Origin of the sequence: Streptomyces collinus (genome assembly GCF_031348265.1) — a bacterium.
In the GTDB taxonomy this organism is placed as follows: Bacteria; Actinomycetota; Actinomycetes; order Streptomycetales; family Streptomycetaceae; genus Streptomyces; species Streptomyces collinus.
On the sequence record NZ_CP133771.1, the window covers coordinates 5,026,921 to 5,052,862 of the forward strand.

The window sequence follows — 25,942 nt, forward strand, 5'->3', positions numbered from 1 at the left end:
CCGGGGGCGGCCCTCGCCGCGTTGGCTCACCAAGCGGCCGGATCGCGGCCGTTGACGGCGAACACCGTCCCGTCCGGCGCACTGCCGTAGACCCGGTCGCCCACCACCACCGGCTCGGGGAGGGAAGCCGGGACCCGGTCGGACCGCTCACCCAGCCGCACCGGCGTCTGCCCCACGAGCTTGCCCCGCCGGGCGTCGACGGCGAGCAGCCGGCCGTCGGGCGCGCTCACGTACACATGGCGGTCGTCGGCCGCCGGTGTGGATGCCCGCACGACCCCCGTCTCCAGACTCCAGAGCTGCTCGCGCGCCTTCAGATCGACGGCCGTCAACGCCCCGCCTGCCGCCATGAGATGCACGACGTCCCCGCGCACACTGCCCTGGACCTGCGCCAGGGGGACGCGCAGCGGCACCCGCACGGTCGTGCGGCTGCGGGGGTCGTAGCGCACGACGGCCCCGGCCTCCCCGCGCACGGCGTCGACGGCGACCGCCACGAGCGACCCGTCCGCCGTGCCGACGGCCTCCAGGTTCCCGTCGAGCCGCGCCTGCCAACGAACCTCACCGGTCCGCGGATCCACCGCCGTGACCCGCGTCCGGTTTCCGTCGCCGGACACGCCCACCGCGTACGCCAGCCGATCACCGGGGAACGAGGCGAAGTACGGCACGTCCTGCCCGGGCACCCGACGGCTCCACCGCACCCGGCCCGAGGCGGCCTCCACGCCGCTGACCGTGCCGTCGGGCGCGGTGAGCAGCACCATGCCCCCCACGGCCCGCAGACCGCCGTACGCCGGCAGCTCCTGCCGGGATGCCTCGCCCGAGGCCAGCTCGACGGCCGTCACCTCCCGCCCCTGACCGAGTCCGCCGAGCACTCTGCCTCCCGCCACGACCGGGGCCCCGGCCGGCGGCCCGCTCGCGGCAGCCCCCTTCAGCGCCTGCCGCCACAGCAGCCGCCCGTTCAGGGCGTCGCGCGCGAACACCAGCCCGTCCTGCGCACACACCAGAGCGGGCGCGGCGTAGGAGCACTGCGGCATGCTCCGGCCGTCGAGCGGCTCCGCCTCCCACCCCGAGAACGCGGCGGTCGTGGTCCGCGGCGAGGCGACCCCCCGCGTCGAATCCGCGCCGGGCAGACCCACCATCGCCAGCACCGCGGCGACGGCCAGCCCGAGCGCCCCGGCCACCACGGCCCCCCGCTTGCGCAGCCGGCCGGAGCGCTCGCGCGCGGGCACCTCCGCGGCCGGCGCTTCGGGCCCGGTCTCCTCCGATTCCTCCTCGGTCCGCTGCCGCGGTATGAAGACCTGCGTGTCGTACGAGGCCGCGACCGACCGCAGCTCCCGCATCAACTCGTCCGGCGTCGGCCGGTCCTCGGGCTCCTTGGCGAGACACCGCACCACGAGGGGCGCGAGGCTCTCCGGCACTCCGGTCAGATCCGGCTCGTCGTGGACGACCTGGTAGGCGACGACGTACGGGCTGTCCGAGTCGAACGGCCCCCGGCCCGTGGCCGCGTGCACCATCACCGACCCGAGCGCGAAGACGTCGGCGGCGGGCCCCACCTCCCGGGGGCGCCGGAACTGCTCCGGCGCCATGAACGGCGGGGTACCGATCAACTTGCCCGTCTCGGTGCGCAGTTCGCTGTCCTTCGGCCGGGATATCCCGAAGTCGATGACCTTGGGCCCGTCCTCGGCCAGGAGCACGTTGCTGGGTTTGAGGTCCCGGTGCACCACGCCGACCCGGTGGATGTCGCGCAGCGCCTCGGCCAGTCCGGCCATCAGACGGCGCAGTTCGGCGGGGCTCATGGCCCCGTTCCGCTTCACATGGCCGGACAGGGTCGGTCCGGGGATGAACAGGGTGGCCATCCAGGGCCGTTCGGCCTCCGAGTCGGCATCGACGACGGACGCGGTGAAGGCTCCGCTGACCTTCCGCGCGGCCGCCACCTCCTGCCGGAACCGCCCCCTGAACTCGGGGTCCCTGGCGAACTGGGCGTGCACGACCTTCACCGCGAGCTTCATCCCCGAGGTGCTCCGCGCGAGATGCACGACGCCCATGCCCCCGGACCCGAGAGTCGTCTCCAGCCGGTAGTGACCGGCGTATTCGGGAAGTTCCGCTTCCGCGTCCGCCCCGGTGCTGCTCTGCGGCGCCATGGAACCACCCCCGTGCTGTTCGTCCGCGCGCGCGACGCACGGAGCCTAGTCGATGACTCGTACGGGACAGAGGCGGCTTGCTAGTCTCCGCGTGCGAGTTACGCACATGTGTTTCATGTCGTGATTCAGGGGAATCAACGGGGCCCCATGCCGGTCATGGGGTTTCAACGGGGGAGGATTTTTCATGTCTGTCGACCGCGTCGAAGAGACGGTGGGCGCCCAGGTGACGGAAGCGGTCACCACCGAGGCCGGCGCCACGGCCGTGCAGTACTACTCGGTCGCCCCGGGCGTCCGCGTCAACGTCCGCAGCGGCCCCGGCACCAACTACACGGTCGTCCGGGTCCTGTCCGAGGGGGCGAAAGTCCCCATCTACTGCCAGTCGCCGGGCACCACGGTGACGGGCCCGTACGGCACGACGAACATCTGGGACAACATCAACAACGGCCAGTACGTCTCGGACGCCTATGTGAACACGGGCAGCGACGGCTACATCCGCCCGCGCTGCTCCTGATCCGGCCACCACTGCGCACCGGAACACCGGCAGCGACGGCCGCATCGCCGGGCGCTGCGGCTGAGCCGCCCGGAGCCCGCGGTGACCCCGGCGCCATAATCGACGCGTGAGCGACGACACCGGCACCGACAGGACACCCGCGGGCTCCACCGGCCCCCGCCCGGAGCCCATCCGGCTCTTCGGTACGACGTGGGTCGACCACGGCCACGGCTACGCGGCCCGCCGCATCGCCGTGGCCGTCGGCTCCCTGGCCGCCGCGGTCGCCTCCTGCCTCGTGCTCCGCCTCGCCTACCAGGGCCTCCGGATCGCAGCGATCGGCGACTTCGTCACGGTCCTCATGGTCGCGATGTTCGCGATCTGCAGCGCCCTCGCCTTCCGCCACACCTGGGACGGCTTCACCCGCCGCCACGACCCCGACCGCCAGGCGTCCCTGCGCGGCCTCCTGACCGTCGGCTTCGTCGGCTCCCTGCTCGCGTACTTCTTCCGCTCCCTCACCGAGGCCCCCGGCGAGAAGCTCCACCGCGAGGAGTACGAAGAGGCCCGCAGGCAGTACGAGAAGCGCACGACCCGCCGCTCGGGCAACCCGAGGAACCGCCGCCGCGCGTAGCCCGGCCGCCTATTCGGCCGCCTGCTCGGCCGCCACGATGCGCTCGACCGCCGCCGACACCAGCTCTTCGCGCTCGGCCTCGGTGAAGACGTCCGGCAGGGTGAGCTGCTCGACGATCAGCCAGTTCAGGGTCAGCATCAGCAGCTTGACGGCCAGGGCGTCGCCGGGGAGCCCGGAGGCTTCGTGGTGGGCGATGTTCGCCTCGACATCGGCACGGACCCGCTCGGTGAGGACCTTGCGCAGGTCCGGTCGGCGGGTGGCCTCCAGGCGCAGTTCGAGCAGGGCCAGATAGCCGGTGCGGAATCCGGCGACGCGCCCGACGAGTTCCCGCATCAGCACCGTGTACGTCTCCCGGTCGCGGCCCGCCGCCCGCCGGCGCGCGATCGTCGCCTCGTCGGGCTGCAGCCGCTCGTAGACACGGGCGCCGGCCTGGGTGAACAGGTCGTCCCGGCTGGCGAAGTAGTTCGAGGCGGTCCCGACCGGCACGGCGGCCTCGGCGTCCACCGCCCGGAACGTCATCCCCCGTGCACCTTCCCTGGCCAGCACCTCGATCGCCGCGTCGACGAGGGCGGCGCGTCGCTGGTCGTTCCGTCTCACCATTGACACCACTCCAGCTGTAGTACTACTTTCAAACCACTTCAAGGAGAGTACTACGTCTGGAGTTCCTATGCGAAAGCTCGTGTACTACATCGCAGTCACGCTCGACGGCCGCATCGCGGGCCCCAAGGGCGAGTACGACTTCTTCCCCGCCGGAACCGAACAGCAGAGCGCCGCCTACAGCGCTTGGGCCAACACCCTGTACCCCGAGACCGTCCCGACCGCCCACCGCGCCGCCGCCGGCCTCGCCGACACTCCCAACCGGTCCTTCGACACCGTCGTCATGGGCGCCGCCACCTACCGCGCCCCCTTGGAACAGGGAGTCACCAACCCCTACGCCCACCTGCGCCAGTACGTGGTGTCCAGCACGCTCGGGCGCGACGTCGACCCGGCCGTCACCGTCGTGCCGGGCGACCCGCTGGCCCTCGTCAGGGAACTGAAGCGGGAGCAGGGCTCCGGCTCGGACATCTGGCTCTGCGGCGGCGGCAAGCTCGCCGGTGCCCTCCTGCCCGAGATCGACGAACTGGTCGTCAAGCACTACCCGGTGGTGGCGGGCGCCGGAATCCCGGCCTTCGACGGGGCCTTCGACCCCACCGTCTTCGATGTCGCCGAGCGCACCGCCTTCCCCAACGGCGTCACCCTCACGCACCTCACCCGCCGCTGAGGCCCACCGCCAGGAGCAGGTCAGGGCGACCGGCCCCCGGGTGACAGACCTCGGGCCCGCCGGCATCACCCACCGCCCGGGCGCAGCACCGCCGCCCGCCCGACCCGGTCTCACCGAACTCTCACCACCCCAGACCCCGCCCCCCGCCACCATGGCGGTATGACCACACCTGCCTCCGCCCACCACCCCACCGGAGCCGACCTCACCCCCGACCCCCCAGCCGCACACCCCGCCGCCGAGCCCGTCCGAGCCGCACGAGCCCAGTCCTTCAACGCCGCCGCGGCCCAGTACGCCGCCAACCGCCCCTCCTACCCCCCGGCCCTCTTCGCGGCGATAGAGGAGCTGACCGGCCGCCCCCTCACCGGCGCCCGGGTCGCGGACGTCGGCGCCGGCACCGGCATCGCCACCGCCCTCCTGCACGCCCGGGGCGCGAACGTCGTCGCCGTCGAACCCGGTGACGGCATGGCGGCCCAGTTCCGCCGCACCCTGCCCGGCATCCCGGTCATCCGCGGCACGGGCGACGACCTCCCTCTCGCCGACGCCTCCCTCGACCTCGTCACCTACGCCCAGGCCTGGCACTGGACCGACCCGGCCCGCGCCGTCCCGGAAGTCCTGCGCGTCCTGCGCCCCGGCGGGGCCCTGGCCCTGTGGTGGAACACCGACGCCCTCGACGTCCCCTGGATCGCCGAAGCCGCCGACCGCATGAGCCGCCACTTCGGCATCGACGTCTCCGCCGAGAAGCGCAACGTCGACTACGGCACCGCCGACCCCGGCGGCCGCCTCGACTTCACCCGCCGCACGGTCCGCTGGAGCCGCCGCGTCCCGGTCGACACCCACCTCGCCAACATCGGCAGCCACTCCGTCTTCCTCGTGGCCGGCGCGGAACACACCGCCTCCTTCATGGCGGAAGAGCGCGAGCACCTGCTCCGGGCCTTCCCGGACGGCGTCGTGGAGGAGGTCTACGAGGTCGTCCTCCTCCTCGCGAGGACCCCGGCCTGACGCGCACCCGCCCGTCCCGGCGGCTTGACGCGTCCCGCACCCGGGAGCATTATTCATCACATGATGAATAATGCTCCCGGGTCGCCACGCCCAGGCCCGGCACCCACCCCCGGCCGGTCCCCGGACCCGCACACCACAGCCGTACACGCCGAGAACCTCACCGTCACCCGCGGCACCCGCACCGTCCTGCGCGACCTCGGCTTCACCGTCCCCCGTGGCCAGATCACCGGCCTCCTCGGCCCCTCCGGCTGCGGCAAGTCGACCCTCATGCGCGCCCTCGTCGGCACCCAGGCCAAGGTCACCGGCACCCTCGACGTCCTCGGCCACCCCGCCGGCCACCCCACCCTGCGCACCCGCATCGGCTACGTCACCCAGGCCCCGTCCGTCTACGACGACCTGACGGTCCGGCAGAACCTGGACTACTTCGCCGCGATCCTGAACCCCGGCCGGGCAGCCGCCGACCGCCGCACCGAAGACGTCACCCGCGCGATAGCCGACGTCGACCTCACCACCCACGCCGACGCCCTCGCCGGCAACCTCTCCGGCGGCCAGCGCAACCGCGTCTCCCTCGCCGTCGCCCTCCTCGGCGCCCCCGAACTCCTGGTCCTCGACGAACCGACCGTCGGCCTCGACCCGGTCCTGCGCCGCGACCTGTGGAACCTCTTCCACGACATCGCGACCGACCGCGGCGCCACCCTCCTCGTCTCCTCCCACGTCATGGACGAGGCCGAGCGCTGCCACCGCCTCCTCCTCATGCGCGACGGCGAACTCCTCGCCGACGACACCCCCGACGCCCTGCGCACCCGCACCGGCGCCGCCACCGTCGAGGAGGCCTTCCTGCGCCTGGTGGACGAGGCGAAAGCAGCAGCCCGCACGAAGGAGACGACCCGATGACCACCACCCCGACCAGGACGGCCACCCCACCGCGGGCCCTGAACGCCTCCCGCACCACCGCCACCGCCGCCCGGGTCCTCCGCCAGCTCACCCACGACCCCCGCACCATCGCGCTGCTGGTCCTCATCCCCTGCGTGATGCTGTTCCTGCTGCGCTACGTCTTCGACGGCAGCCCCCGCACCTTCGACGGCATCGGCGCGTCCCTCCTCGGGATCTTCCCCCTGATCACGATGTTCCTCGTGACCTCCATCGCCACCCTGCGCGAACGCACCTCCGGCACCCTCGAACGCCTCCTCGCCATGCCGCTCGGCAAGGGCGACCTCATCGCCGGCTACGCCCTCGCCTTCGGCACCCTCGCGATCATCCAGTCCGCCCTGGCCACAGGCCTCGCCGTCTGGTTCCTCGGCCTCGACGTCACCGGCAGCCCCTGGCTCCTCCTCCTGGTGGCCCTCCTCGACGCCCTCCTCGGCACCGCCCTCGGCCTCTTCGTCTCGGCCTTCGCCGCCTCCGAATTCCAGGCGGTCCAGTTCATGCCGGCGGTGATCTTCCCCCAGCTGCTCCTGTGCGGCCTGTTCACCCCGCGCGACGAGATGCACCCCACCCTGGAGGCCATCTCGGACGTCCTCCCCATGTCCTACGCCGTCGACGGCATGAACGAGGTCCTGCGCCACACGGACATGACCGCCACCTTCGTCCGGGACGTCCTCATCGTCGCGGGCTGCGCACTCCTGGTCCTGATCCTGGGCGCGGCGACCCTCAGGCGCCGGACGGCATAGCCACCCCGGCGCGACATCCCGCCCAGCGGACACCCGAGCCGCCCCCCACTCCCCGGTGCGAGGATGGACCCCGGACGACGCACCCTTCGGAGGCATCCCGCGCCATGACCCAGAAAGTCGCAGTCCTCGGCACCGGCAAGATCGGCGAAGCCCTGCTCAGCGGAATGATCCGCGCCGGCTGGACCCCGTCCGACCTCCTGGTCACCGCCCGCCGCCCGGAACGAGCCGAAGAGCTCCGCACCCGCTACGGCGTCACCCCGGTCACCAACGCCGAAGCCGCCAAGACCGCCGACACCCTGATCCTCACGGTGAAACCGCAGGACATGGGCACCCTCCTCGACGAGCTGGCCCCCCACGTCCCCGCCGACCGCCTGGTCATCAGCGGCGCCGCGGGCATCCCCACGGCCTACTTCGAGGAGCGCCTCGCCCCCGGCACCCCGGTCGTCCGCGTCATGACGAACACCCCGGCCCTGGTCGACGAGGCTATGTCCGTCATCTCCGCCGGCACCCACGCCACCGCCGACCACCTCGCCCACACCGAGGAGATCTTCGGCGCCGTCGGCAAGACGCTCCGCGTCCCCGAGTCCCAGCAGGACGCCTGCACCGCCCTCTCCGGCTCCGGCCCGGCCTACTTCTTCTACCTGGTCGAAGCCATGACCGACGCCGGCATCCTGCTCGGCCTGCCCCGCGACAAGGCGCACGACCTCATCGTCCAGTCCGCCATCGGCGCCGCGACGATGCTCCGCGACAGCGGCGAACACCCGGTCAAGCTCCGCGAGAACGTCACGTCCCCCGCCGGCACGACGATCAACGCCATCCGCGAACTGGAGAACCACGGCGTACGGGCCGCCCTCATCGCCGCCCTCGAAGCCGCCCGCGACCGCAGCCGCGCCCTGGCCTCCGGCAACAACGGCTGACCACCGGGGGCGGGCCGTCACCCGCCCCCGCAGCCACGTCACACCCCGGCCCCGGCCGGATCCCTCTCCGCCACGGCCGGCAGCAACCCGATGGCCCGGTACGCGGCATCCACCGTCGGCCGGGCCATCCCCCGAGCCCGCTCGGCCCCGTCCCGCAGCACCCCCTCCACATACGCGGGATCCGTACACAACTCCTTGTGCCTCTCCCGCAGGGGCCGGAGCACCTCGACCACGGCCTCCGCGGTGTCCTTCTTCAGGTCCCCGTACGACGTGTACGCACCACTCAACAGCTCGGGCTCCCCACCCGTGCACGCCGCGAGGATCTCCAGCAGATTGGCGAGCCCCGGCCGGGCCTCCGGGTCGTAGACGACCTCCCGCCCACTGTCGGTCACGGCCCGCATGACCTTCTTGCGCACCACGTCCGGCTCGTCCAGCAGATAGACGATCCCCGGCCCGACGTCGTCGCTCTTGCCCATCTTCGACGCCGGATCCTGCAGATTCATCACCCGAGCCGCCACCCCCGGCCGCGTCGCCCGCGGCACCACGAACGTGTGCCCGTACCGCTGGTTGAACCGCACGGCGAGATCCCGCGCCAGCTCCACATGCTGCCGCTGATCGTCCCCGACCGGCACCTCGCCGGCCCCGTACGCCAGGATGTCCGCCGCCATCAGCACGGGATACGTCAGCAGCGACAGCCGCACACTCCCGCCCCGCCGCTGCTCCCGCGCGGCCTTCTCCTTGTACTGGATCATCCGCCGCATCTCACCGTCGGTGGCCACGCACTCCAGCACGTACGACAGCCGGGCGTGCTCGTCCACATGGCTCTGCACGAATACCGTGCAGAGCTCCGGATCCAGGCCGGCCGCCAGCAGCAGCGTCGCCGACTGCCGGCTCAGCCTGCGCACCCGCGCGGGATCGTGGTCGACGGTCAGGGCATGCAGATCGACGACGCAGAACAGCGCGTCGGCCTCGTACTGGTCGACCGCGGCCCACCGCCGCATGGCCCCCAGGTAGTTCCCCAGCGTCAGATGCCCCGTCGGCTTGACCCCACTGAAGACCCGTGTCATCTCTCCTCCACCTCCTGGTCGGGACCGCCGCCCCGGGCGGCCGCCCCTCCGTGGTGCCGGGAGAGGAAACGAAAACGGCCGCCGAAGCGGCGGCCGTTGAGTGCATACGTGAGAGCGGCCGCCGTCAGGCGGCCCACCACAGTCGGGTGCACGTACGCGTCGTCATGCGGCCCAGAGTACGCCGCCGCAGTGCGGCCCGCCCCCGAGTTGACACGTCCTACCCCCATCCGTAGTGTTCTCCGAGTTGCCCGACGTGAGCGCCGACTCCGGTCGGTCCCCGGGCAGCCAATCCGCAGGTACTCACCACTATTCGACGTGCAGCACGTCTGTCGTCGTTTCATTGGTATGTGTATTTACGGAATGAGGAATCCCCGTTCGAAAGGACGCGGCCCCCGATTGGCTCGGGAGCCGGGGAATCCGCTAAAGTCTCACTCGTCGGAACGGCCCAACAGCCGCAAAGACAAACCCCGCTGACCGGGGATCAGGACCGAAAGGATCTGATAGAGTCGGAAACGCAAGACCGAAGGGAAGCGCCCGGAGGAAAGCCCGAGAGGGTGAGTACAAAGGAAGCGACCGTTCCTTGAGAACTCAACAGCGTGCCAAAAGTCAACGCCAGATATGTTGATACCCCGTCCATCGGACAACCGATGGTCGAGGTTCCTTTGAAGAAAACACAGCGAGGACGCTGTGAACGGTCGGGCCTATTCCGCCTGACTGTTCCGCTCTCGTGCGTGTCATCCCGATTACGGGAAAACATTCACGGAGAGTTTGATCCTGGCTCAGGACGAACGCTGGCGGCGTGCTTAACACATGCAAGTCGAACGATGAACCACTTCGGTGGGGATTAGTGGCGAACGGGTGAGTAACACGTGGGCAATCTGCCCTGCACTCTGGGACAAGCCCTGGAAACGGGGTCTAATACCGGATACTGATCCGTCTGGGCATCCAGATGGTTCGAAAGCTCCGGCGGTGCAGGATGAGCCCGCGGCCTATCAGCTTGTTGGTGAGGTAGTGGCTCACCAAGGCGACGACGGGTAGCCGGCCTGAGAGGGCGACCGGCCACACTGGGACTGAGACACGGCCCAGACTCCTACGGGAGGCAGCAGTGGGGAATATTGCACAATGGGCGAAAGCCTGATGCAGCGACGCCGCGTGAGGGATGACGGCCTTCGGGTTGTAAACCTCTTTCAGCAGGGAAGAAGCGAAAGTGACGGTACCTGCAGAAGAAGCGCCGGCTAACTACGTGCCAGCAGCCGCGGTAATACGTAGGGCGCGAGCGTTGTCCGGAATTATTGGGCGTAAAGAGCTCGTAGGCGGCTTGTCACGTCGGTTGTGAAAGCCCGGGGCTTAACCCCGGGTCTGCAGTCGATACGGGCAGGCTAGAGTTCGGTAGGGGAGATCGGAATTCCTGGTGTAGCGGTGTGAAATGCGCAGATATCAGGAGGAACACCGGTGGCGAAGGCGGATCTCTGGGCCGATACTGACGCTGAGGAGCGAAAGCGTGGGGAGCGAACAGGATTAGATACCCTGGTAGTCCACGCCGTAAACGGTGGGCACTAGGTGTGGGCAACATTCCACGTTGTCCGTGCCGCAGCTAACGCATTAAGTGCCCCGCCTGGGGAGTACGGCCGCAAGGCTAAAACTCAAAGGAATTGACGGGGGCCCGCACAAGCGGCGGAGCATGTGGCTTAATTCGACGCAACGCGAAGAACCTTACCAAGGCTTGACATACACCGGAAAGCATTAGAGATAGTGCCCCCCTTGTGGTCGGTGTACAGGTGGTGCATGGCTGTCGTCAGCTCGTGTCGTGAGATGTTGGGTTAAGTCCCGCAACGAGCGCAACCCTTGTCCCGTGTTGCCAGCAGGCCCTTGTGGTGCTGGGGACTCACGGGAGACCGCCGGGGTCAACTCGGAGGAAGGTGGGGACGACGTCAAGTCATCATGCCCCTTATGTCTTGGGCTGCACACGTGCTACAATGGCCGGTACAATGAGCTGCGATACCGCGAGGTGGAGCGAATCTCAAAAAGCCGGTCTCAGTTCGGATTGGGGTCTGCAACTCGACCCCATGAAGTCGGAGTCGCTAGTAATCGCAGATCAGCATTGCTGCGGTGAATACGTTCCCGGGCCTTGTACACACCGCCCGTCACGTCACGAAAGTCGGTAACACCCGAAGCCGGTGGCCCAACCCCTTGTGGGAGGGAGCTGTCGAAGGTGGGACTGGCGATTGGGACGAAGTCGTAACAAGGTAGCCGTACCGGAAGGTGCGGCTGGATCACCTCCTTTCTAAGGAGCACTTCTTACCGATCCCTTCGGGGTGAGGTCAGAGGCCAGTACATCAGCGAATGTCTGATGCTGGTTGCTCATGGGTGGAACGTTGACTACTCGGCACACTTGATCGTCTTCTCCTTCTAGTACTGCTCTTCGGAGCGTGGAACGTCGAGGGAAGCGGGGAGTGTGTCGGGCACGCTGTTGGGTGTCTGAGGGAATGAACTTCCTCAGTCGCCAGCCCCAGTGAACTCGCCTGTAGAGGGCGGGGTGATGGGTGGCTGGTCGTTGTTTGAGAACTGCACAGTGGACGCGAGCATCTGTGGCCAAGTTTTTAAGGGCGCACGGTGGATGCCTTGGCACCAGGAACCGATGAAGGACGTGGGAGGCCACGATAGTCCCCGGGGAGTCGTCAACCAGGCTTTGATCCGGGGGTTTCCGAATGGGGAAACCCGGCAGTCGTCATGGGCTGTCACCCTTGTCTGAACACATAGGGCAAGTGGAGGGAACGCGGGGAAGTGAAACATCTCAGTACCCGCAGGAAGAGAAAACAACCGTGATTCCGGGAGTAGTGGCGAGCGAAACCGGATGAGGCTAAACCGTATACGTGTGAGACCCGGCAGGGGTTGCGTATGCGGGGTTGTGGGATCTCTCTTCCACGGTCTGCCGGCCGTGGGACGAGTCAGAAACCGTTGATGTAGGCGAAGGACATGCGAAAGGTCCGGCGTAGAGGGTAAGACCCCCGTAGTCGAAACGTCAGCGGCTCGTTTGAGAGACACCCAAGTAGCACGGGGCCCGAGAAATCCCGTGTGAATCTGGCGGGACCACCCGCTAAGCCTAAATATTCCCTGGTGACCGATAGCGGATAGTACCGTGAGGGAATGGTGAAAAGTACCGCGGGAGCGGAGTGAAATAGTACCTGAAACCGTGTGCCTACAAGCCGTGGGAGCGTCGGAGCAAGGCTTGCCTTGCTCTCGTGACTGCGTGCCTTTTGAAGAATGAGCCTGCGAGTTTGCGGTGTGTTGCGAGGTTAACCCGAGTGGGGAAGCCGTAGCGAAAGCGAGTCCGAATAGGGCGGTGGAGTAGCACGCTCAAGACCCGAAGCGGAGTGATCTAGCCATGGGCAGGTTGAAGCGGAGGTAAGACTTCGTGGAGGACCGAACCCACCAGGGTTGAAAACCTGGGGGATGACCTGTGGTTAGGGGTGAAAGGCCAATCAAACTCCGTGATAGCTGGTTCTCCCCGAAATGCATTTAGGTGCAGCGTCGTGTGTTTCTTGCCGGAGGTAGAGCACTGGATAGGCGATGGGCCCTACCGGGTTACTGACCTTAGCCAAACTCCGAATGCCGGTAAGTGAGAGCGCGGCAGTGAGACTGTGGGGGATAAGCTCCATGGTCGAGAGGGAAACAGCCCAGAGCATCGACTAAGGCCCCTAAGCGTACGCTAAGTGGGAAAGGATGTGGAGTCGCAGAGACAACCAGGAGGTTGGCTTAGAAGCAGCCACCCTTGAAAGAGTGCGTAATAGCTCACTGGTCTAGTGATTCCGCGCCGACAATGTAGCGGGGCTCAAGCGTACCGCCGAAGTCGTGTCATTCACACAATAGGGCCAACGCCTGTGTGGATGGGTAGGGGAGCGTCGTGTGCCGGGTGAAGCAGCACCGGAAGGTAGTTGTGGACGGTTCACGAGTGAGAATGCAGGCATGAGTAGCGATTCACACGTGAGAAACGTGTGCGCCGATTGACTAAGGGTTCCTGGGTCAAGCTGATCTGCCCAGGGTAAGTCGGGACCTAAGGCGAGGCCGACAGGCGTAGTCGATGGATAACCGGTTGATATTCCGGTACCCGCTGTGAAGCGTCAAACATCGAGCATCGTGATGCTAAGGCCGTGAAGCCGCCCTGGAGCCTTCGGGCAAAGGGGAGTGGTGGAGCCGCTGAACCAAGCGGTTAGTAGGTGAGTGATGGGGTGACGCAGGAAGGTAGTCCATCCCGGGCGGTGGTTGTCCCGGGGTAAGGGTGTAGGCCGTGCGATAGGCAAATCCGTCACAAGGCTGAGACCTGATGCCGAGCCGATTGTGGTGAAGTGGATGATCCTATGCTGTCGAGAAAAGCCTCTAGCGAGTTTCATGGCGGCCCGTACCCTAAACCGACTCAGGTGGTCAGGTAGAGAATACCGAGGCGTTCGGGTGAACTATGGTTAAGGAACTCGGCAAAATGCCCCCGTAACTTCGGGAGAAGGGGGGCCACACTCGGTGATCCGATTTACTCGGTGAGCTGGGGGTGGCCGCAGAGACCAGCGAGAAGCGACTGTTTACTAAAAACACAGGTCCGTGCGAAGCCGTAAGGCGATGTATACGGACTGACGCCTGCCCGGTGCTGGAACGTTAAGGGGACCGGTTAGCTCAGATTCGTCTGGGCGAAGCTGAGAACTTAAGCGCCAGTAAACGGCGGTGGTAACTATAACCATCCTAAGGTAGCGAAATTCCTTGTCGGGTAAGTTCCGACCTGCACGAATGGCGTAACGACTTCTCGACTGTCTCAACCATAGGCCCGGTGAAATTGCACTACGAGTAAAGATGCTCGTTTCGCGCAGCAGGACGGAAAGACCCCGGGACCTTTACTACAGTTTGATATTGGTGTTCGGTTCGGCTTGTGTAGGATAGCTGGGAGACTGTGAACTCTGGACGCCAGTTCAGGGGGAGTCGTCGTTGAAATACCAGTCTGGTCGTGCTGGATGTCTAACCTGGGTCCGTGATCCGGATCAGGGACAGTGTCTGATGGGTAGTTTAACTGGGGCGGTTGCCTCCTAAAGAGTAACGGAGGCGCCCAAAGGTTCCCTCAGCCTGGTTGGCAATCAGGTGTTGAGTGTAAGTGCACAAGGGAGCTTGACTGTGAGACCGACGGGTCGAGCAGGGACGAAAGTCGGGACTAGTGATCCGGCGGTGGCTTGTGGAAGCGCCGTCGCTCAACGGATAAAAGGTACCCCGGGGATAACAGGCTGATCTTCCCCAAGAGTCCATATCGACGGGATGGTTTGGCACCTCGATGTCGGCTCGTCGCATCCTGGGGCTGGAGTCGGTCCCAAGGGTTGGGCTGTTCGCCCATTAAAGCGGTACGCGAGCTGGGTTTAGAACGTCGTGAGACAGTTCGGTCCCTATCCGCTGTGCGCGTAGGAATATTGAGAAGGGCTGTCCCTAGTACGAGAGGACCGGGACGGACGAACCTCTGGTGTGCCAGTTGTTCTGCCAAGGGCATGGCTGGTTGGCTACGTTCGGGAGGGATAACCGCTGAAAGCATCTAAGCGGGAAGCCTGCTTCGAGATGAGTATTCCCACCTCCTTGAGAGGGTAAGGCTCCCAGTAGACGACTGGGTTGATAGGCCGGATATGGAAGCACGGTAACGTGTGGAGTTGACCGGTACTAATAGGCCGAGGGCTTGTCCTCAGTTGCTCGCGTCCACTGTGTTGGTTCTGAAACCACGAACGGCCCCATGCCATGGTCACGGTGTGGTGCGGCATTGTTCGACAGTTTCATAGTGTTTCGGTGGTTATAGCGTAGGGGAAACGCCCGGTTACATTCCGAACCCGGAAGCTAAGCCTTACAGCGCCGATGGTACTGCAGGGGGGACCCTGTGGGAGAGTAGGACGCCGCCGAACAATTTTTGGGAAAACCCCCGCATCTTCGGATGCGGGGGTTTTCTGCGTTTAGGCTCAAAGTCATGCGCTATGACCTCGTGATCTTCGACAATGACGGTGTGCTCGTCGACAGTGAGCCCATCTCCAACCGGTTGCTCGCGGCGTACCTCACCGAACTGGGGCACCCCACCTCCTACGAGGAGTCCATTCGGGACTACATGGGATCGGCGATGCACCGCATTCACGAGCTGGTCCTCGAGCGGACCGGACAGCGGTTGCCGGCAGACTTCGACGAGGTCTTCCACACACGGGTGTTCACGGCCTTCGAGCAGGAACTCGTCGCCGTGGCCGGGGCCGCCGAGGTGCTGGAGAAGCTGGACGCCGACGGGGTGCCGTACTGCGTGGCCTCCTCCGGTAGCCATGAGCGGATCCGCGTGGGGCATCGGACGACCGGGCTCGACCGGTGGTTCGACGAGGAGCGGATCTTCAGCTCGCAGGACGTCGGGCGGGGCAAGCCGGCCCCCGACCTGTTCCTGTACGCGGCCGAGCGGATGGGGATCACGCCGGACCGGTGTGTCGTCGTCGAGGACAGTCCGCTGGGTGTGCAGGCGGCCGTCGCTGCGGGGATGGACGTCTACGGGTTCACGGCCATGACGCCCGCGGAGAAGCTCGCCGGGGCCACCCGGCTCTTCTCCGACATGGGGGAGCTTGCCGACCTGCTGGTGTGAGCGGTTCCCGAAGACCGGCCGAAGCTGAATCAAATTCATCTTTGGCTGGATCTACCCACGGGTAAGCCAGGGCCCTACGCTCGCCGCCATGACTCATGTGCTGCGGCGCGGCAGGGGCTCGTTGGCGTTCAGCTTCCTGGTGCAGGGTGTCGCCTTCGCTCTGCTCGTGACGAGGATCCCGGCCATCCAGGACCGGTACGGGGTCTCCGACGCGCTGCTGCCCGCGTTTCTGGCCGCGGTGCCGATCCTCGCCGGCGTCGGGAGCGTGACCACCGAGCGGCTGGTGAAGCGGGTGCGGCCGAGCCGGCTGCTGCGGTGGTCCCAGCCCGTGGTGCTGCTGTCGCTGCTTGGTGTGGGGGCCGGGGAGCGGATGGTGGAGCTCGGGGTCGCGCTGGCGGCGTTCGGGCTCGCTGTCGGGGTGCTGGACGCGTCGATGAACATGCTCGGGGTGAGCCTGCAGCGGTCGTACGGGCGCAGCATCATGCTCAGTTTCCACGCGGCCTACAGCCTGGGCGGGATCGTCGGGGCATCGTTGGCGTGGGTGGGTGCGCACTGGCATCTGGCGTTGTGGGTGTCGTATCTGCCGGTCGTGCTGGTGTTGTTGCCGGCTGTGCTGGTGGGGAGCCGGTGGTACGTCGACGACCGGGACGCGGGGCCCGTGGCGGAGGAGAAGGGCGGGGAGGGCCAGGCGGTCGTCTTCAAGTGGCTGTTGCCGCTGTGTCTGGTGATGACGGTCGCGTACATCGGGGACTCGACCGTCTCCAACTGGAGTGCGAAGTACCTTCAGGACGTGCTCGGGAGCTCGGAGCAGATGGCGACGGTGCCGTACAACGTGTACATGGTCACCACGCTGCTCGGGCGGACGATCGGGGACCTCGGGGTGCGGCGGTTCGGGGCGGTCGCCGTGGTGCGCGGCGGGGCGCTGGTGGCGGCGGGCGGGTTCGCCGTGGTGGCGGCCGCTCCGGGGGCGTGGGTCGGGATGCTGGGGTTCACGCTGCTGGGGCTGGGACTGTGCGTCCTGGTGCCGCAGACGTTCGCGGCGGCCGGACGGCTCTTCCCGGGGGCCTCGGACGCGGCCGTCGCGCGGCTGAATGTCTTCAACTATGTGGGGTTCTTGATCGGTTCGCCGTTGGTCGGGGCGCTCGGGGATCTGTGGAGTTATCGCGGGGCCATGCTGGTGCCGATGGTGTTGGTGCTGGTGACGCTGGTGTACGCCCGGTCGTTCGCGCCTCAACCGGACCGATACGGTGGCGGGCATGAGCGGCCGCGCACAGCTGATGTGGGACGAGGCAGTAACGGGCTATGACTTCGGTCCGGGGCATCCGATGGACCCCGTCCGGCTCGCCCTGACCCGGAAACTGGTCGATGCCTTCGGGCTGGACCGTGAGGTGGAGGTCGTCGCCGCGAAGGCGGCCGGGGAGTCGACACTGCGGCTCGTCCACCGGCAGGACTACATCGGGGCGGTGAAGGCCGCGTCGGCGGATCCGGCGGCGGCGGACCAGTCGTACGGGCTGGGGACGGTGGACGATCCGGCGTTCGCCGGGATGCACGAGGTGTCGTCGCTGATCGCCGGGCAGTCGGTCGGGGCGGCGGAGGCGGTGTGGCGCGGTGAGGCGCTGCACGGGGTGAACTTCGCGGGCGGGCTGCACCACGCGATGCCGGGCGGTGCGTCCGGGTTCTGCATCTACAACGACGCCTCGCTGGCGATCGCGCGGCTGCTGGAGCTCGGGGCGGAGCGGGTCGCGTACGTCGACGTCGACGTGCATCACGGGGACGGGGTGCAGGCGGCGTTCTGGGAGGACCCGCGGGTGCTGACGATCTCGCTGCACGAGCACCCCCGGACGTTGTTCCCGCAGACCGGGTGGCCGGAGGAGACCGGGGCGGACTCCGCGGCGGGCTCGGCGGTGAACGTGGCGCTGCCGGCCGGGACGGGGGACGCCGGGTGGCTGCGGGCGTTCCACGCCGTCGTGCCCGAGCTGATCGCGGACTTCCGGCCGCAGGTGCTGGTGACGCAGCACGGGGCGGACACGCACTTCGAGGATCCGCTGGCGCACCTGGCGGTGTCGCTGGACGCGCAGCGAGCGGTGCAGGTGGCCTGTCACGACCTGGCGCACGAGTACGCCGACGGGCGGTGGGTGGCCCTGGGCGGGGGCGGCTACGCCGTGGTGGACGTGGTGCCGCGTTCGTGGACGCATCTGGTCGCGATCGCGGCCGGGCGGGCCGTGGAGCCCGAGGCGGTGATCCCCGAGGGCTGGCGGCAGGAAGTGTTCGCGCGGACACGGCAGTTGGCCCCGGCGCGGATGACGGACGGGCGCTGGCCGGTGTCCTGGTCCGGCTGGGAGGCGGGGTACGACCCGGCGGACCGGCTGGACCAGGCGGTGCTGGCGGCCCGGCGGGCGGTGTTCCCGCTGCGGGGGCTGCTGGCGTGAGGGGGTGACGACAGGCCTTGAGCCGACCGAGCGGTGTTCGCGGGTTTTCGGGACAGGCGGAGTTCCGGTCACGCACGATCTCCGTGTGCTGACCACCGAAGCCCTGCGTGCGCACCTGGTGGGCGCGCGGCTCGCCGGGACCGTGGCGACCTCGCGGGAGGAGAGCCTGCGCCGTTACCGGCTCTTCGCCGCCCGGGACCCCCGGGTGCTGCTCGGTATCGATCCCGAAGGTGCCTGGGGGCAGCGGGAGTTGATCGAGTTGATGGCGGACCGGTGTGGGGTTTCGGCCGATTCCCGGCATGTTTCCGGCCAGGACGTGATCGATCCGGAGCGGACCCTGGCGGCGCTGGACGCCTTCGCGGAACGCCTCGCCGAGGCCGCCCGGCGGAAGGCTCCCGTGCTCCTCGGCACCGGGCACCCGCACCGGCTGCTCGGCTTCTACGGCACTCTGGCAGACGCGCTGTCGGCGGCGGGATGTGCCGTTCTCACCCCCGCGCAGGGTCGCCGTGTCGACATAACGACCCGGTTCGGTCTACGTACCTACAACCTCGACTACGTACGAGGAGTCGCGCTGGTGCGGACCCCCGACCCCGAACGCCCCGGTTGTGAGCCCGGCGCACATACGCACTCACCTCTCCCGGTTCGTACCGTGCTGGCCGCTTGCGCGGAGGCCGGCGGGCCGCTTCCCGAGCTGGTGATCGGAGACCACGGGTGGGTCTGCGGGGCAGGTCAGCTGGGGTTCGAGGCCATCGGGCCGGCCGATACGGACGACCCGGCGCTGTTCGTGGGGGAGGCGGAGGGGTCCGTGTCCCTCGTCGTTCCACTTGATGACGGCGTGCGGTCCGATTACTACCTGCCGCTTACCCGCTACGTACTCAATCGGGCGTGTCTGTCACAGTAGGCCGCCGATGGGTGCACCTCTTCCCCACTCGCATCACTGGCACCTACATTGGGGAGTGAGCACGCAGCGACGAAGAGTCACCGGAAGGGGAAGCCGGTGGCCGTCGAGTGCGGAAGGTTCAGGTGTGTCATGGCTGCAGCTGGCGAGAGGCCTCTGAACGAGGTTCAGTTCCTTACCGTGGCGGAAGTCGCCTCGGTGATGCGAGTGTCGAAGATGACCGTGTACCGGCTGGTGCACAGCGGTCATCTGCCCGCGATCCGTGTGGGGCGGTCCTTCCGCGTCCCGGAGCAAGCGGTTCACGAGTACCTCCGCGAGAGTTATGTGGGGGTGGAAACCGCCTGACGGCAGGGTCGGGGCGATCCCCACAGGGCACTTCGGGATCTCCCCGGCCTCCTCGATTACGACCTCAGCGCTCGGACGGGTAGGCTGGCCCCTCGTAGGTCGTATGGGCCCATGGCGCCCAAACACCGAGTGATGAGAAGTGAGCGAGGGTAGTCGTGGGCTCTGTTATCAAGAAGCGGCGCAAGCGGATGGCGAAGAAGAAGCACCGCAAGCTGCTCAAGCGCACGCGCGTTCAGCGTCGCAACAAGAAGTAAGTTCGCGACGCGGACGCCGCGAGAGCGTTGCTGTGGCCCCCCACCACCGGTGGGGGGCCACACGCATATCCGTGGCGGCGTCCGGCGGTTCCGGTCACTTCGCGCATCGGGCGGTCATCACAGCGCAACAGCAACCCGCTAAGTTGGCCCCACGGGGGAACGCGGCGGGGGCGAGAGGTTCTGGAAGGAAGGCGCTGATCTTGGGCAAGGTCGTGCTCGTGACCGGAGTGGCCCGCCAGCTGGGGGGCCGCTTCGTCCGGCGGATCCAGCGGGACCCCGAGGTGGAACGGGTCGTCGCCGTGGACGCGGTGCCCCCCGAGCACCATCTGGGCGGTGCCGACTTCATCCAGGCCGACATCCGGCAGCCCGGGATCGCGCGGGTGCTCGCCGAGACGGGCGCCGACACGATCGTCCACCTGGACGTGACGGGCACGCCGCTGGGCAGCGGCAACCGGGCCTCCCTGAAGGAGACCAACGTCATCGGCACCATGCAGCTGCTCGGTGCCTGCCAGAAGTCCCCGTCCGTGCAGCGGCTGGTCGTGAAGTCCAGTACGAACGTCTACGGCTCCGCGCCCCGCGACCCGGCCGTGTTCACCGAGACGACCCCGCCCAAGTCCCTGCCGAGCGGCGGCTTCGCCAAGGACACCGTCGAGGTCGAGGGCTACGTCCGCGGCTTCGCGCGCCGGCGGCCCGACGTGGCCGTGTGCGTGCTGCGGTTCGCCAACATCCTCGGCCCGACCGCGGACACCCCGCTCGCCTCGTACTTCGCGCTGCCGGTCCTGCCGACCGTGTTCGGCTACGACCCGCGGCTGCAGTTCGTGCACGAGGACGACGTGATCGAGGTGCTGCGGATCGGCTCGCACGAACCCCGGCGCGGCACGCTCAACAGCGGCACCTTCAACATCGCCGGCGACGGCGTGCTGCTGCTCTCCCAGTGCTCCCGGCGCCTCGGGCGTCCCACCGTGCCCCTGCTGCTCCCGGCGGTCACCTGGGCGGGCTCGCTGGTGCGTACCCTGGGGATGACGGACTTCTCGCCCGAGCAGATCCGGCTGCTCACGCACGGCCGGGTGGTGGCCACGGGCCAGATGCGCGAGACGCTGGGATTCCAGCCCAAGTACACGACCGCGGAGACGTTCGCGGACTTCGCCCGCAGCCAGGGTCCCGGACTCCTTCCGCCGGAGGCCCTTGCGGGGGCCGTCGACCGGATCGCCGACCTGCCCCTCGCGGGCGGCGGACACCCCCCGACGCAGAGCGCCAACTGAGGAGCGCATCAACGATGGCGGACGCCAAGGTCATTCCGTTCGACGACGACCGGTCCCGGGGGAGCGCCGTGCAGCGTCCCCAGCGGCGCCGGAGCGCCGGGAACCGTCGCCCGGGCGCGGAGTCCGTGCCGGTACGTGAGGTGCAGCCCCTGCCCACCAGGGCTGTTCCGACGGATGATGTTCCTGTGACTTCCGATGAACAGCCGCCGGAGCCTTCCCGGGACGGCGAGGGCGGGCTGGAACGGCGGATCGCGGGCGGCCTGGCCTTCCTGCGCCGCCGCCTCACCGGGGACTACGAGGTCGACGACTTCGGCTACGACGAGGAACTCACCGACCAGGTCCTGATGTCCCTGCTGCGGCCGCTGTACGAGACGTACTTCCGGGTCGAGGTGAAGGGCGTCGAGAACATCCCGTCCGAGGGCGGGGCCCTGATCGTCGCCAACCACTCGGGCACGCTGCCGATGGACGGCCTGATGATGCAGGTCGCCGTGCACGACAACCATCCGGCGGGCCGGCATCTGCGCCTGCTCGCCGCTGATCTGGTGTTCATGCTGCCGGTGGTCAACGAGCTGGCCCGCAAGCTCGGTCACACCCTGGCGTGCGCCGAGGACGCGTCCCGGCTGCTGGAGCAGGGCGAACTGGTCGGGGTGATGCCGGAGGGCTTCAAGGGCCTCGGCAAGCCCTTCGCGGACCGCTACAAGCTGCAGCGCTTCGGCCGCGGCGGTTTCGTCTCGACGGCTCTGCGCGCGGGGACGCCGATCATCCCCTGCTCGATCGTCGGGGCCGAGGAGATCTACCCGATGATCGGCAACGCCAAGACGGTCGCCCGGCTGCTCGGTTTCCCGTACTTCCCGATCACGCCGACGTTCCCGTGGCTCGGGCCGCTCGGGGCGATTCCGCTGCCGACCAAGTGGACGATCCAGTTCGGCGAGCCGATCCCGACGGACGGCTATCCGCCGGAGGCGGCCGAGGACCCGATGCTGATGTTCAACCTGACCGACCAGGTCAGGGAGCAGATCCAGCACACGCTGTACAAGCTGTTGGTGCAGCGGCGGTCGGTGTTCTTCTGACATTGGCGTTCGCAACAGCGCGTTGGTTGCTCGGAGCGGCCGGACGGAGTCCGGCGCGGCTGTTCGAAGCCTGCGGAGCAGTGCGAGGGCAGCAGACGGGAGGGGCCAAGCTGCTGGTGCAGCGGCGGTCGGTGTTCTCTGAGGTCGGTGTCTTTCTGACCCTGCCGGCGTACGACGACGGGGGCGCCCCTGGTCGAAGGGGCGCCCCCGTCGTCGCCGTCTAGTCCGCGTCCTCGCTGTCGATGCCCAGGCCGGGCAGCAGGCCGGGCAGGAGCGGCGGGAGCGTCACGTCCGGCTCGGGGACGGGTGTGTCGCCCTCCGTCGACGGGGAGGCGCTCGCCTCGCTGTCCTTTGGCGGGTCGAGCAGGCCACCGGTGTTGCCGCCGAGCAGACCGTCGCTGTCGCTGCCGGAGCCGGCCGAGCGGCTGGGGCTGCCGTCGTTGCCGGTGCTGCCCTCGTCGCCGTGCCCGCTGCCGCCTTCGCTGGGCCGGGCCGAGCGGTCGGTGCCGGAGGAGCCGCTGGGAGCCGACTCGGTGGCACCCTGCCGTTTGCCGTCGCCGCCGCTGGTGGCCGGGGGCTCGGGCAGCAGGGACCGCAGCGGGGCGACGTCCTCCTCTATGGCGTCGAATACGGACGACACCTCCCGGCTGACGTCCCCGAGCTGGACGGGCAGTCGCTCGCGCAGTTCGCCCCAGGCCTCGTGGTGGGAGCGGGAGAACGTGGACAGGGCCTGCATGGGGCCCAGGGAGTCCGGGTCGCGCTCGTACGCCTCGCTCAGCAGCCGGTGGCCCTCGGACGCGTCGTGCCGCATGCCGGACAGGGCGCGGCGGATCTCGCCGAGGGACTCGTGGTCCAACGGGCCGCTGCGGCCGCGCTCCATCAGGCGGCGGGCCTCGCTGAGCCGGGTGGAGGCGTGGTCGAGGTAGACCCGGCCGCGTTCGTCCGCCCCGTCGGCGAGGCCGAGCTTGACGTCCTCGATGCCGCGCTTGAGGCCGTAGAGCGAGTCGCCGGGCAGGGCGTCCGAGCTGGCGGCGGAGACTCCGCCGAAGGCGCTCGCGGCCACTCCGACACTGAGTCCGCCCGCAGTGAGGCCCTTGGCGAGCCGGGAACGGGGCCGGAGCTTCTTCAGTGAACTCGCGCGGTGCGCGCCGCGGGCCCGGGATCGCTGCCCGGGGACCGCGCTGTCCGTCGCCCCGCCGCCCGCGGTGCCCTCCTGGAGCATGGCCTCGAAGGCGGCCACCAGCTGGGCCCGCTGAACGACCTTGACCTCCGGGTCGAGCTCCGGCTTGGGCAACGCGCCGAGACCCGAGGCGAGCGCCAGATGGCGGTCCTGCTCGCTCGGCTCCGCGGCCGCCGGGGCCGGTGCCGATCCTTCGGGCTGCTCGGCCGCCGTGCCCTGCTCGGGCTGCTCCTCCAGGGCCTGGGCGAAGGCGTTCGCCCGCCGGTGCGCCGATACGTTCGCGATCACTGGCGGCACCTCCTCTCGTCATGACGGTCGACTCCCCAGGGGGTCCTGAGGGTTGCACACCCTGACCACGGCCACGCGATCGAGTGATCGGAGTCGGCCCAGGGGTGACCACAGGGAGCCTGCATCCCGCACAACGAGCGGCGCGGCACTTGGGTTACGGACGCCGGATGATCGGATGTCGAAGTCAACAGACTTTCACGGAGCGTGAGTTGGCTGTCGCCGTGTGTGCGGGCCGGTCAGCGGGCGTCTTCCGGGAGGAGCCGGGCGAGGGTGCGGACGGCCCGGTACTGGAGGGTCTTGATGGCGCCCTCGTTCTTGCCCATGACACGGGCGGTCTCGGCGACGGAGAGGCCCTGGAGGAAGCGGAGCGTCACGCACTCCTGCTGCTGGGGGTTGAGCCGCCGTACGGCGTCGAGCAGGGCGGCGTTGGAGAGGGACTCCAGGACGGAGTCCTCGGGGGAGCGCTCGACCTCGTTGGCGTCGAGCATCTCGCCGGTGGTGACCTCCAGCCGGAAGCGGCTGGACTTGAAGTGGTCCGCGACGAGGTTGCGGGCGATGGTCACGAGCCAGGCGCCGAAGTCGCGGCCCTGCCAGGTGAAGGTGCCGATGCGGCGCAGGGCACGCAGAAAGGTCTCGCTGGTGAGGTCCTCGGCGGTCGCCTTTCCTCCGACCCGGTAGTAGATGTACCGGTAGACGGTGTCGCTGTACTGGTCGTAGAGGCGGCCGAAGGCGTCGGACTCGCCGGCCTGGGCGCGCTCCACGAGGTCCATCATCCGGGCGCTGTCGCTGTCCGCCGCCGGTCGGCGGGCGGTGGCCGCCCCGGACGGGCGGCCTCGTCTGCCGACCGCGGCGCTGCCGTCGGCCAGTGCGTAGCACGGGCCGACGGGCGCGGCGGTGGCGAATGCGGGGACGGCGTACGCGGTGGGGACGAAGCCGCGCAACAGGTCGTGGACCGTTGCGCGCAGCGTAGCCAGGCCCGAGGCGTCAACCCCGACGTGTGGGTACACGGGACTCCCAGAGGCAGAGCTTCCATCACGTGCAGTGCGGGACCTTTCACCCGTCGTAGCGACGGAGGGGTACCGGTTTGCGTCTGAGGAGAATAACGCTTCGTGTAGGCGCTGCTACACCGAGTTGCTCAAATCATCGATTACGTCGCTTCCGTAACCGTTTGACGCCGGATCAAGTGCGTGACCCTGAACGGTTGTTGATCCGAAAGCTTCGGATTGCAGCTGAGTCCAGGGCGTGTTGTGGCCGTGTGCAGCCAAGAGGACTGGACACGAGGTTGTGGGGGTACGCCTGTTGGATTTACGGCGATTGTCAGGCCGTAAACATCCGTGTCCCGGTTTGATCAGGTGGTCAGCGTCGGCGGCGGTGCAGGGCGATGGCGGCCGCCGTGCCTCCGGCGACCGCTCCGACGCCCGCCGCGGCGGGGATGCCGACCTTGGCCGCCTTGCGGCCGGTGCGGTAGTCGCGCAGACGCCAGTCCAGTCGGCGGGCGTGCTTGCGCAGCTTGCTGTCCGGGTTGATGGCGTAGGGGTGGCCGACCAGCGAGAGCATCGGGATGTCGTTGTGCGAGTCGCTGTAGGCGGCGCAGCGGCCGAGGTCCAGGCCCTCGGCGGCGGCCAGGGCGCGCACGGCCTCGGCCTTCGCGGGGCCGTGCAGCGGTTCGCCGACGAGCTTGCCGGTGTAGACGCCGTCGACGGACTCCGCGACCGTGCCGAGGGCGCCGGTCAGGCCGAGGCGGCGGGCGATGACCGTGGCGATCTCGACGGGGGCGGCCGTCACCAGCCAGACCTTCTGGCCCGCGTCCAGATGTGCCTGGGCGAGGGCGCGCGTACCGGGCCAGATGCGCTCGGCCATGTACTCGTCGTAGATCTCCTCGCCGATCGACTGCAGTTCGGCGACGCGGTGGCCCTGGACGATCGACAGGGCCGAGTCGCGGGCCTCCTGCATGTGTTCGGGGTCCTCGACCCCGGCGAGGCGGAACCACGCCTGCTGCCAGGCGAACTTGGCGAGCTCGCGCGTCTCGAAGAACTTCCGCTTGTACAGGCCCCGCCCGAAGTGGAAGAGGGCGGCGCCCTGCATGACGGTGTTGTCCAGGTCGAAGAAGGCGGCGGCCCGGTCGTCGCCGTGCACCGGGAACTGCGGTTCCTCGGTCGTGCCGGCGGCTTCCTGTGTGGACTTGCGGGCTGCCTCCGCCGAGGCCTCGCCTGCCAAAACGCTCCGCGCCGTGGCGGAGCGCCTACGGGGAGTGAGCCATCCGAGAGCGGCCATGGCGTGAGCATAGCCATTTTGTTCGGGGGTTCCGGAGTCGGAAGGTTGGAAGCCTGTGAACTCTCGGCAAGCGTGTCGTTAAAGATGCCGCGCGGGACGGCCGCGGCCGGAGCGTCCCCTGGCGCTTTCGCGAGGGTTCCGCTTGCCCTC

21 protein-coding genes and 3 rRNA genes are annotated in these 25,942 nt (G+C 68.4%); 18 read left to right on the plus strand and 6 right to left on the minus strand.

What is annotated here, in order from left to right; translation table 11 throughout:
- Window positions 1–26: 26 nt before the first annotated feature.
- Window positions 27–2,135 (minus strand): protein kinase domain-containing protein, encoded by a 2,109-nt coding sequence (locus tag RFN52_RS22875; RefSeq protein ID WP_184848555.1) that lies wholly within the window; start codon window positions 2,133–2,135, stop codon window positions 27–29.
- Window positions 2,136–2,319: 184 nt separating this feature from the next.
- On the opposite strand from RFN52_RS22875, the gene RFN52_RS22880 reads away from it, so the two are divergent.
- Complete coding sequence (locus tag RFN52_RS22880; protein WP_184848557.1) at window positions 2,320–2,646, plus strand: SH3 domain-containing protein; 327 nt, start codon at window positions 2,320–2,322, stop codon at window positions 2,644–2,646.
- A 106-nt stretch (window positions 2,647–2,752) separates the two neighbouring features.
- Window positions 2,753–3,253: an EamA/RhaT family transporter gene (locus tag RFN52_RS22885; RefSeq protein WP_184848559.1), complete on the plus strand. Its 501-nt coding sequence runs from the start codon at window positions 2,753–2,755 to the stop codon at window positions 3,251–3,253.
- Window positions 3,254–3,262: 9 nt separating this feature from the next.
- Here RFN52_RS22885 and RFN52_RS22890 read toward each other — a convergent pair whose 3' ends face one another.
- A complete protein-coding gene (locus RFN52_RS22890; protein WP_184848561.1) occupies window positions 3,263–3,853 on the minus strand; it encodes a TetR/AcrR family transcriptional regulator in 591 nt (196 codons plus the stop codon).
- Window positions 3,854–3,920: 67 nt separating this feature from the next.
- Between RFN52_RS22890 and RFN52_RS22895 the strand changes: the two genes are divergently transcribed.
- From RFN52_RS22895 to proC, 5 genes are all read left to right on the plus strand, one after another.
- A complete protein-coding gene (locus tag RFN52_RS22895) occupies window positions 3,921–4,514 on the plus strand; it encodes a dihydrofolate reductase family protein (RefSeq protein ID WP_184848563.1) in 594 nt (197 codons plus the stop codon).
- Window positions 4,515–4,673: 159 nt separating this feature from the next.
- Window positions 4,674–5,513, plus strand: coding sequence for a class I SAM-dependent methyltransferase (locus RFN52_RS22900; RefSeq protein WP_184848565.1), 840 nt, complete (start codon window positions 4,674–4,676; stop codon window positions 5,511–5,513).
- 60 nt (window positions 5,514–5,573) lie between these two features.
- Window positions 5,574–6,407 (plus strand): ABC transporter ATP-binding protein, encoded by an 834-nt coding sequence (locus RFN52_RS22905; RefSeq protein ID WP_184848567.1) that lies wholly within the window; start codon window positions 5,574–5,576, stop codon window positions 6,405–6,407.
- Window positions 6,404–7,183, plus strand: a complete 780-nt coding sequence (locus RFN52_RS22910; RefSeq protein ID WP_184848569.1) for an ABC transporter permease — start codon at window positions 6,404–6,406, stop codon at window positions 7,181–7,183. The genes RFN52_RS22905 and RFN52_RS22910 overlap by 4 nt, the downstream gene beginning before the upstream one ends.
- A 104-nt stretch (window positions 7,184–7,287) precedes the next feature.
- Window positions 7,288–8,100 carry a pyrroline-5-carboxylate reductase gene (proC, locus tag RFN52_RS22915; protein ID WP_184848570.1) on the plus strand — a complete coding sequence of 271 codons (813 nt, stop codon included), beginning with the start codon at window positions 7,288–7,290 and terminating at the stop codon, window positions 8,098–8,100.
- 38 nt (window positions 8,101–8,138) lie between these two features.
- Here the strand turns inward: proC and trpS are convergent, their stop codons facing one another.
- Complete coding sequence (gene trpS, locus RFN52_RS22920; RefSeq protein ID WP_184848572.1) at window positions 8,139–9,167, minus strand: tryptophan--tRNA ligase; 1,029 nt, start codon at window positions 9,165–9,167, stop codon at window positions 8,139–8,141.
- Window positions 9,168–9,923: 756 nt separating this feature from the next.
- On the opposite strand from trpS, the gene RFN52_RS22925 reads away from it, so the two are divergent.
- The 11 genes from RFN52_RS22925 (at window position 9,924) to RFN52_RS22975 (ending at window position 22,050) form a co-directional block, all read left to right on the plus strand.
- Window positions 9,924–11,451, plus strand: a 16S ribosomal RNA gene (locus RFN52_RS22925).
- A 306-nt stretch (window positions 11,452–11,757) separates the two neighbouring features.
- Window positions 11,758–14,873: ribosomal RNA gene (locus tag RFN52_RS22930) — 23S ribosomal RNA — on the plus strand.
- Window positions 14,874–14,968: 95 nt separating this feature from the next.
- A 5S ribosomal RNA gene (gene rrf / locus RFN52_RS22935) occupies window positions 14,969–15,085 on the plus strand.
- Together the 16S, 23S and 5S rRNA genes form the textbook arrangement of a ribosomal RNA operon.
- A 62-nt stretch (window positions 15,086–15,147) precedes the next feature.
- A complete protein-coding gene (locus tag RFN52_RS22940; protein ID WP_184848573.1) occupies window positions 15,148–15,792 on the plus strand; it encodes an HAD family hydrolase in 645 nt (214 codons plus the stop codon).
- An 88-nt stretch (window positions 15,793–15,880) separates the two neighbouring features.
- Window positions 15,881–17,098 carry an MFS transporter gene (locus RFN52_RS22945; RefSeq protein WP_184848575.1) on the plus strand — a complete coding sequence of 406 codons (1,218 nt, stop codon included), beginning with the start codon at window positions 15,881–15,883 and terminating at the stop codon, window positions 17,096–17,098.
- Entirely contained in the window at window positions 17,049–18,221 is a 1,173-nt protein-coding gene (locus RFN52_RS22950; protein ID WP_184848577.1) for an acetoin utilization protein AcuC, read from the plus strand. Before RFN52_RS22945 ends, RFN52_RS22950 begins: the two co-directional genes overlap by 50 nt.
- 85 nt (window positions 18,222–18,306) lie before the next feature.
- Window positions 18,307–19,122: a phosphatase gene (locus tag RFN52_RS22955; RefSeq protein ID WP_184848579.1), complete on the plus strand. Its 816-nt coding sequence runs from the start codon at window positions 18,307–18,309 to the stop codon at window positions 19,120–19,122.
- A 129-nt stretch (window positions 19,123–19,251) separates the two neighbouring features.
- The gene (locus tag RFN52_RS22960; RefSeq protein ID WP_004984898.1) at window positions 19,252–19,464 is read left to right on the plus strand and encodes a helix-turn-helix domain-containing protein; all 213 of its coding nucleotides are present in this window, start codon (window positions 19,252–19,254) and stop codon (window positions 19,462–19,464) included.
- 155 nt (window positions 19,465–19,619) lie between these two features.
- Window positions 19,620–19,718 (plus strand): 30S ribosomal protein bS22, encoded by a 99-nt coding sequence (locus RFN52_RS22965; protein ID WP_003948845.1) that lies wholly within the window; start codon window positions 19,620–19,622, stop codon window positions 19,716–19,718.
- A gap of 200 nt (window positions 19,719–19,918) precedes the next feature.
- Window positions 19,919–20,980: an NAD-dependent epimerase/dehydratase family protein gene (locus RFN52_RS22970; RefSeq protein WP_184848581.1), complete on the plus strand. Its 1,062-nt coding sequence runs from the start codon at window positions 19,919–19,921 to the stop codon at window positions 20,978–20,980.
- A gap of 14 nt (window positions 20,981–20,994) precedes the next feature.
- The gene (locus RFN52_RS22975) at window positions 20,995–22,050 is read left to right on the plus strand and encodes a 1-acyl-sn-glycerol-3-phosphate acyltransferase (protein WP_184848583.1); all 1,056 of its coding nucleotides are present in this window, start codon (window positions 20,995–20,997) and stop codon (window positions 22,048–22,050) included.
- Window positions 22,051–22,270: 220 nt separating this feature from the next.
- Here the strand turns inward: RFN52_RS22975 and RFN52_RS22980 are convergent, their stop codons facing one another.
- The 3 genes from RFN52_RS22980 to RFN52_RS22990 form a co-directional block, all read right to left on the minus strand.
- The gene (locus RFN52_RS22980) at window positions 22,271–23,518 is read right to left on the minus strand and encodes a DUF5667 domain-containing protein (RefSeq protein WP_184848585.1); all 1,248 of its coding nucleotides are present in this window, start codon (window positions 23,516–23,518) and stop codon (window positions 22,271–22,273) included.
- A gap of 236 nt (window positions 23,519–23,754) precedes the next feature.
- Window positions 23,755–24,525: an ECF subfamily RNA polymerase sigma factor, BldN family gene (locus RFN52_RS22985; RefSeq protein WP_184848587.1), complete on the minus strand. Its 771-nt coding sequence runs from the start codon at window positions 24,523–24,525 to the stop codon at window positions 23,755–23,757.
- 349 nt (window positions 24,526–24,874) lie between these two features.
- Complete coding sequence (locus RFN52_RS22990; RefSeq protein ID WP_184848589.1) at window positions 24,875–25,792, minus strand: HAD family hydrolase; 918 nt, start codon at window positions 25,790–25,792, stop codon at window positions 24,875–24,877.
- Between the last annotated feature and the right edge of the window lie 150 nt (window positions 25,793–25,942).

Bases quoted from the DNA above. Each gene is read 5' to 3' on its own strand.
- RFN52_RS22890 (WP_184848561.1), bottom strand. From the start codon at position 3,853: ATGGTGAGACGGAACGACCAGCGACGCGCCGCCCTCGTCGACGCGGCG.
- RFN52_RS22960 (WP_004984898.1), top strand. From the start codon at position 19,252: ATGGCTGCAGCTGGCGAGAGGCCTCTGAACGAGGTTCAGTTCCTTACC.
- RFN52_RS22945 (WP_184848575.1), top strand. From the start codon at position 15,881: ATGACTCATGTGCTGCGGCGCGGCAGGGGCTCGTTGGCGTTCAGCTTC.
- proC (WP_184848570.1), top strand. From the start codon at position 7,288: ATGACCCAGAAAGTCGCAGTCCTCGGCACCGGCAAGATCGGCGAAGCC.
- trpS (WP_184848572.1), bottom strand. From the start codon at position 9,167: ATGACACGGGTCTTCAGTGGGGTCAAGCCGACGGGGCATCTGACGCTG.
- RFN52_RS22975 (WP_184848583.1), top strand. From the start codon at position 20,995: ATGGCGGACGCCAAGGTCATTCCGTTCGACGACGACCGGTCCCGGGGG.
- RFN52_RS22950 (WP_184848577.1), top strand. From the start codon at position 17,049: ATGAGCGGCCGCGCACAGCTGATGTGGGACGAGGCAGTAACGGGCTAT.
- RFN52_RS22910 (WP_184848569.1), top strand. From the start codon at position 6,404: ATGACCACCACCCCGACCAGGACGGCCACCCCACCGCGGGCCCTGAAC.
- RFN52_RS22880 (WP_184848557.1), top strand. From the start codon at position 2,320: ATGTCTGTCGACCGCGTCGAAGAGACGGTGGGCGCCCAGGTGACGGAA.
- RFN52_RS22900 (WP_184848565.1), top strand. From the start codon at position 4,674: ATGACCACACCTGCCTCCGCCCACCACCCCACCGGAGCCGACCTCACC.
- RFN52_RS22905 (WP_184848567.1), top strand. From the start codon at position 5,574: ATGATGAATAATGCTCCCGGGTCGCCACGCCCAGGCCCGGCACCCACC.
- RFN52_RS22940 (WP_184848573.1), top strand. From the start codon at position 15,148: ATGCGCTATGACCTCGTGATCTTCGACAATGACGGTGTGCTCGTCGAC.
- RFN52_RS22875 (WP_184848555.1), bottom strand. From the start codon at position 2,135: ATGGCGCCGCAGAGCAGCACCGGGGCGGACGCGGAAGCGGAACTTCCC.
- RFN52_RS22895 (WP_184848563.1), top strand. From the start codon at position 3,921: ATGCGAAAGCTCGTGTACTACATCGCAGTCACGCTCGACGGCCGCATC.
- RFN52_RS22990 (WP_184848589.1), bottom strand. From the start codon at position 25,792: ATGGCCGCTCTCGGATGGCTCACTCCCCGTAGGCGCTCCGCCACGGCG.